The organism is Candidatus Frankia alpina (assembly GCF_902806485.1).
Taxonomy (GTDB): Bacteria; Actinomycetota; Actinomycetes; order Frankiales; family Frankiaceae; genus Frankia; species Frankia alpina.
This window is the reverse complement of sequence record NZ_CADCWT010000312.1, coordinates 1-4,771: the sequence shown is the minus strand read 5'-3', so window position 1 is coordinate 4,771 and position 4,771 is coordinate 1. Positions and strand designations below refer to the sequence as shown.

At 68.8% G+C, this 4,771-nt stretch carries 6 protein-coding genes; 4 read left to right on the top strand and 2 right to left on the bottom strand.

Annotation, left to right across the window (positions count from 1 at the left end; translation table 11 throughout):
* The 4 genes from G6R25_RS21620 to G6R25_RS21605 form a co-directional block, all read left to right on the top strand.
* On the top strand, positions 1 to 267 hold a 267-nt coding region (locus G6R25_RS21620), incomplete at its 5' end, for a hypothetical protein (protein WP_205447326.1).
* Positions 267 to 620, top strand: a complete 354-nt coding sequence (locus G6R25_RS21615) for a hypothetical protein (protein WP_161982972.1) — start codon at positions 267 to 269, stop codon at positions 618 to 620. The genes G6R25_RS21620 and G6R25_RS21615, both read left to right, overlap by 1 nt.
* On the top strand, positions 583 to 1,248 hold the full coding sequence (locus G6R25_RS21610) for a hypothetical protein (RefSeq protein ID WP_136447849.1): 666 nt from the start codon (positions 583 to 585) through the stop codon (positions 1,246 to 1,248). The genes G6R25_RS21615 and G6R25_RS21610 overlap by 38 nt, the downstream gene beginning before the upstream one ends.
* A 94-nt stretch (positions 1,249 to 1,342) precedes the next feature.
* Positions 1,343 to 1,522 (top strand): hypothetical protein, encoded by a 180-nt coding sequence (locus G6R25_RS21605; RefSeq protein ID WP_163554371.1) that lies wholly within the window; start codon positions 1,343 to 1,345, stop codon positions 1,520 to 1,522.
* 1,096 nt (positions 1,523 to 2,618) lie between these two features.
* Here G6R25_RS21605 and G6R25_RS21600 read toward each other — a convergent pair.
* Together G6R25_RS21600 and G6R25_RS21595 are read right to left on the bottom strand one after the other, a co-directional pair.
* Positions 2,619 to 3,224 carry a hypothetical protein gene (locus tag G6R25_RS21600; RefSeq protein ID WP_163549161.1) on the bottom strand — a complete coding sequence of 202 codons (606 nt, stop codon included), beginning with the start codon at positions 3,222 to 3,224 and terminating at the stop codon, positions 2,619 to 2,621.
* A 137-nt stretch (positions 3,225 to 3,361) separates the two neighbouring features.
* Positions 3,362 to 4,543 (bottom strand): DEAD/DEAH box helicase family protein, encoded by a 1,182-nt coding sequence (locus G6R25_RS21595; protein ID WP_163554370.1) that lies wholly within the window; start codon positions 4,541 to 4,543, stop codon positions 3,362 to 3,364.
* Positions 4,544 to 4,771 lie beyond the last annotated feature (228 nt).

Genomic DNA, 4,771 nt, shown 5'->3' with positions numbered 1-4,771 from the left:
GTCGCCGGCGCGGCCGGTCCGCTCGACGCGCTGGAGGCGGGGGCGGAGCTGGCCCGGCTGCTGACCGGGTGGCGGTGGCAGGCGATGCGCGACGCGCGGGAGCAGGGCCGGTCGTGGGCCGACATCGGCGCGGCGCTCGGGGTGACCCGGGAGGGTGCCCGCCAGATCTACCTCGAAGCCATACGCCGCCAGGAACAGCACGTGCCCGACCACCACCCCACCGCGGCCGCCCGTGCCGTCGCCGTCGCCGGCGCCGAGGAGAGCTGATGTCGATACCACCGACGCCGATCGAGGTTCGGGAGCTGGCGGCCCGGATGGCCGTGCTGGCTGACGACCTGACGGCGCTGTTCGCCCGCGCCGACGCCGGTAGCCCGACCCGGCTGGCCCTCACCGCCGTTGACCACGCGGCGTTACCCACGGCTGATCATTACGTGACGATCTGCCCAGGCTTGATCGTGTCGGGGGAGGGCGAACTGGATATCGGGGGGCGCGACGAGGACTCGCGGGTTCGCGCTCACCGCGCAGCATCCGGCGCGTCCGTCCGTCGTCCTGATGGAGTTCAAAGATTGCGTGGTTCCCTGCTTGCTGTATTCCGCCTACGAGATGATGATCTGGCTTGATCGAGAGAAGTTCATCCACCTGATCATGAGGATGCAAGCTGCCGGCGGCAATTCGGACGAAAGGTGCATTGTGAAGACTCGGGCAGCAAAGGCCCTGGCCGCAGCCGTTGTCGTCGGCGGCAGCCTGTTCGCAACGGGGGGTACCTCGTTCGCCGCGAACGGCTACGTCGGCAACACCGGAGGGGGCGGAGAGCCCACGGCGGGCTTCGGTGGGGGCCGCACCGCGGTAGCGGCGGAGAGGGCCGCCCTCGCGGGCGCGGCAGGTATGTGTGAGCGGAAGGCGGCCGAAGGTGTTTTCGCCGACTGGCAGTACGCAGACGGGTCATGGTGGTCCGTCTTCAACGGTGACTGCGCCGAGTACGCCCACGGCACCCGGCTCGCCACGGGGGGCACCTCGTTCGCCGCGAGCGGCCACGTCGGCGACCCCGGAAGGCCCGGCGAGGGGGTGGTCGGCTTCGGCTGGGGCAAGGACTGGGGCAAGGACACCGTCTCCGCGGAGACGGCTGCCCGCCGCCAAGCGGCAAGGTATTGCCAGCCGATCTCGGTCGCAGGTGTTTTTGCTGACTGGCCGCACGCAGACGGGTCATGGTCGTCCATCTTCAATGGCGAGTGCAGCAGGGGAGGATGACTCATTAGCGGTCTCCTCTGTTCGCAGGTGGTCCGTTAATCCTTGGGTTGGCGTTGGGTGAGTGCAGCGCAAAGTAACGGAGCGGGTTGCATGGGTGACCACATCGGTGGATCTTGGTGGGGCACTGGGTGGGGCACTGGCGTGCCGGCGGGCCCGCACCTTCGTGGGTGAAGGACTGGATGTCGACGCGGCATCCGGCCTGTTCGTCCTTGCTGCCGTGCTGGTGTGGTGGAGAAGCCTGCGTGTTGTCCCGTTTATGGCGCCCCGGCGATGAGACGATGGTCCACCATGATCAGGAAAAGTTCATCCACCTGATCAGGGCGCGCGGGTTGACGCCGGGGGCTTTGACGAGAGGCTCATCGTGAAAATTCGGGCAGCAAAGGCCCTGACCGCAGCTGTTGTCATCGGCGGCACCCTGTTCGCGACAGGGGGCACATCGTTCGCCGCGCACGGGCTCCTACCGGTCGGAGCAGCCGTGACAGCCGGCGGCCGAGGCGCAACCGCTGAGGGGGCGGAGAGCGAGGCCACGCTGCGCGCGGAGGATAAGTGTGAGTCGGAGAAGGTGACCACCGGCTCTTACGACACCCACCTCACAAATGGGACCTGGACGTCCACCTACACGGGCAACTGCGCCTCCGCTTCTCCCCGCAGAGGAGGAGACCGCCGATGAAGACCTTGTCAGCGATGACGAGGAGGGGGCCGCGGCCGACCTCATGCAGGAGATCAACTTGCGGGGTGTCGACAACAACGTTGACTAACACCCTTGGCTGATCTTGTTCGGTCGCCTGACGCCCCGCCGGACCGACTCTCGGTGGGGCGTTGGCGTGCCACAGTATCTGTCGCAGAGGGGCCGGCTATCCGTCGCATCGTGCGACGGATGCGACAGATAGACCGCCACCCCCCTCCTTTTGACCCCTGGAGGGGGTTTTCGCGGTTCCGGGCGGTCCTACCCGCCGACACGGCTTGATCCCCGCGCCGGAGCGGCGCTGGGGACCCCCCTGGCTAAGGAGCCACAGACCCGCCGGGGGTCGTGGTGAAGGCGCCGTCCGCCCCTGCAGGGGGGCTGAACCCGGTAATGCCGAGGGGGCTGCCTGGTCTGCGCCGGCCGGCTGCCGGCGGTGCCGTGGGGGGTGAAGAACTGGATGTCAGTGGGGCGTCCGAGCCGGGTTTCCTCGCGCGCGCACGCGTAGGGCCCTCTCCGGCCCCCCTGCCTGCAACCTGCAACCGTGCAGGTCAGAGGCGGTTGCAGGGGTCAACCAGCTAGCCCCGGGTGCAACCAGTGCAACCGGGGGCTGCAACCACCCCCGAGCAGGCGGCGCAGATCCCCTCTGACTCGGCCGCCGTGCGGGTCAGGCGGGATGGGTTCGCGGCTAGTCGGGGGCGGGTAGGTATTGCGTGGCGATCTCGGACAGCTGGTAGCCGCCGGTGGCATCACGGATGATCCATCCGGGTTCGGGGACGGCGATGGGCTGGTCGGGTGGGATGCCCAGGACGCCTCTGCCGGTGACGGGATCGGCGTACAGGAGCAGCAGCAATGCGGCGAGGCGCCCCGCGGCGTCGGTTTTTTTGAGGGGTTTCGCGGCGATGGTTCTGGTGATCCATCCGGATACGCGGGTGCGGATGTGCTTGCCCATTGGGGGGTTGGTCAGGCCGGTCAGGCCCGGGGCCTGGACCAGCGTGGCTTCGATCGGGTCGGCGTGCACGACCTTGCTGACATCACCTGTGATCCATCCGCCTGCGACCAGCGTGTCCAAAGCGGCCTGGGGGTCGGTGTAGCGCTTCATGTCAACGCTGGTCAGGTTCGCCTGCCCTGCGGCGGCTGCCCGCACCGCGATGATCAACGCGAGAAGTTGAGCCTCGCGGCTGACCTTCATGCGGGTGACGAAGGCGAGGAGTTGGCGTGCAGCGAGCGCCTGAGGGGCGGTCAGCCGCGGCCGGCCCGGGCCGGCTTTGGGAGGCGTGGAGATGGTGGCCATGGGGCGCTGTATCACCGTGAGTCCTTAGGTTTCGGGGGAGGGGCGGGGCGGCGCAACGCCAAACCCCCCTCCAGAGACTGGAGGGGGGTTTGGCGTTGCGCCCGCCGGAGCCGGCGGTGCGGGTCTGTTCCTGTAGGTCAGCCGGCGTTTCTGTCCGACGGTTCTCCGCTGCTCCGGGGACGGTAGTTGGCGGCGGCGGCGAGCAGGTCCGAGTAGTACACGCCGCGCTCGCGGCCGTATGCCCGGGCCCCGGCGCCGAACTTGCTGAGCGCGCGTCCGAGGGCGACGAGGGAAAGGTCGCCGAACGCGGCCGGGTCGCAGGCCTTGAGCGTAACGATCAGGTCGGCGGGGGTCATCGCCGGGGCTTCGTGGGCTTCTAGCACGGCGAGTACGGCGGCCGGGATGTCCGGCAGGGGTACGAGGTTTTCTGCCGTGCGGGTGTCCTCGCCGTCCTCGGCGGCTGTCCAGATCTCCACCGAGTCTGGGAGTGTGACGTTGAGGTCGACGCCGGCCAGGGACAGGGAGGCAGTGTCGAGCTGGGGAAGGCCGGCGGCCTGCCGTTCTTGGGCTCGGCGCTCCGCCTCGTCTTCGTCCAGCCATGCGAACCGGTACGGGATTGGCTCGGTGTGGCGGCCGGAACGAATGTAGCAAACCGAGGCGTCGCGGGGGTTGTCGCCTTCGGCGGGCTGGAGGCGGTGGGCTACCCATCCCTCCGCGATCGCTCCGGTACCCATCAGCCGGGTGACGTCTTGTCCCTGGCAGGGCAGCGCGATTCGCAGGGGGACCGACGCCGGGTCGGCGGCACCGAGGAAGTCCTTCGACGCGCCCTGGGCGGCCATCAGGACTGTGACCGCGCTCTTGCGTCCGGTTCGGATGATTTCCGAGACCAGGGGGAAGAGCCCGGCGGCGACGAGGGCCGGGTACTCGTCGATCAGCAGGACCAGCGCCGGGTGGCTGGGGGAGGGCTGCCAGTTCCGGCCCATACCCAGCTTCTTGAACAGCCGGGGCCGTGCTTTCGCGATGCTCAGCGCGTCGCGTAGCAGGATCTCGGCGGCGGCCTTGCCCGTTGCGCAGCGTTGGATCGCGTCGCCCATCGGATCGAGACCGGCACCGGAGGAGCCAAGGTCGATATCCGAGACTGCGACGTCTTCCCATGCGGTCAGCGCCTCGGCGATGCCCAGCAGGGCTGTTGACTTGCCGGACCCGGGTCCGCCGACCAGGACACCGTTCGTAGGGGAGCCGCCGAGATACGGCAGAAAGGGGCAACGGGCGGCTGTAGCCCGGTAGCGGGCGGCGCCGGGTCGCTCGGTACTTCGCAAACTTACCGGCGGCGATCAAGCTCAAAATTGCCCTCCACGGAGCCCGATTTCCCTTGCACCCCAGCGGAAACCTCCGAGAGGCATGATCGCCGCACTGACCGGCGATGCGGTCCTGTCCCGCAAAGGCCTGACCGCCGGGGTTTGGGCGACCCGGCTGCGCTGGTACGCCGGTGGGGCCACGCTCCTGCTCAACTCCTGGGAGTCCTGGGCCTCAGCTGACCCGGCGGT